Below are 1462 nucleotides of genomic sequence, written 5' to 3'. Positions count from 1 at the left end.
CATGCCTTTCAAGGTCTTTTCCCTGCTGCCTGTTTGAGGATGCGAGCGGTGGAGACATGTGAGCGGGCGATGGAGCCATCCACATAGCCTTTGGCTTTGGTGATCGTGGGCTTGCGTTTGGAGGTGGCCAGTTGCTTGGGACTCATGCGTGCGGCCAGCCGTAGCAGATGCTCAACCAGCTGCCGGTGGTCACTGCACGCGCGCGGCAGGTGCTCGGGGGGCAGCATACGCAGCATGGGTCCATAGTCGGCTGCGATGTCCACGGCCAGATGGTAGGTAGAGACGTCCAGCTCGGGGTGCTCTGAGCGGTGCGCCCGTTCGATGAACTGCTTGAGCAAGGCCAGTACGTTGTACGCCAGCACCGCCACCGCAAAGCCCAGCAAGGCTGCGCGTGGATGGCCCAGCGTCTTGATCTCGCTGTTGAGCACCGACTCCAGCCGCCCGAACATACCCTCGATGCGCCAGCGTTTGCGGTACAGCCGTGCGATCGTAGCCGCGTCGATTTCGGGGGGCAGATTGCTCCACAGCACAAGCGTCTGATCGCCTGAGTCGGTCGGCGCGTGCAGGGCGATCTCGACACGTCGCCAGTGCCTCAATTCGCCTGCGTGGGGTTCGACCAGCGCGATGGCCTGCTCGCGCACACGCCCGGTCTCTATGTCCGTTTGCGTGCTCCACGGCCCGCACGACTGCAGGCGTGGATGGTGCGCATGCTCGCGCACAATGCAGCCCGCCCCGCGCGCGGCCAGTCCTTGCATGATGGCCAGCGTGCAGAAATGTCGGTCGCCGATCCACACCTGCCGGGCTTGGGCACGCTCGATCAGGGTGGCGGCACCCGTGCGCTCGCTCTCATACGCGTCCTCGCAGGCCACGATGTCACACACCAGGGCGCTGTCCGGGTCGTAGGCCACCAGCGTGTGGCCCGGCAGTGCCGCGCCCTGGAATCCACGCAGCGCCGCAAGCCGCTTCTCGCTGCCCGGCAGATGGTTGCCGTCGAACACCCGCAACTGCCAGCCCGGCAGGCTCTGGCGCTCAGGCAGATGGCTGGCCAGGGGCAGCAAGCGCTCGGCGCTGCCTTGCACCAGCGCACGCAGCACTGCAGGCTCGGTGCGCTGCACCTTCGCATACAGCGCGGCCAGCGACACGGGCAAGCGCTGGGCCATCTTGCGTGCAGCCGAATGCAGCGAAGGCCGCAGCCCCAGCGTGACCAGCAGCATCAACTCCACCACGCTGGAGAACAGCAGCTCACGCGGGTATTGCCGACTGCGATGATTCTGGAACACCTCGTCTATCCAGCTGGCCGGCAATGCTTGATCCAACGCCAAGTGCGCCATGACAGCACCGGGAGCCTGCTGCTCGAATCGTTCAATGACTTCCTGCCAGATTTTTAGCTCCTTGGGTCACCCGAAATCTCGGGTGCTCGACAGCTTAAATGATAACGATCGAAAGACATTGAAAGGCATGG

At 64.3% G+C, this 1462-nt stretch carries 1 protein-coding gene; it reads right to left on the bottom strand.

Features of this window, described 5'->3' with window-relative positions; all coding sequences use genetic code 11:
- Positions 1 to 8: 8 nt before the first annotated feature.
- Complete coding sequence (locus AC0KVQ_RS16405) at positions 9 to 1331, bottom strand: IS4 family transposase (RefSeq protein WP_473422270.1); 1323 nt, start codon at positions 1329 to 1331, stop codon at positions 9 to 11.
- Between the last annotated feature and the right edge of the window lie 131 nt (positions 1332 to 1462).

This window comes from Formivibrio sp. oc-25, from assembly GCF_055810895.1.
This window is presented reverse-complemented; position numbering and strand designations above follow the sequence as displayed.

Excerpts from the sequence above, each read along its gene's own strand:
- AC0KVQ_RS16405 (WP_473422270.1), bottom strand. The coding sequence starts at position 1,331 with ATGGCGCACTTGGCGTTGGATCAAGCATTGCCGGCCAGCTGGATAGAC.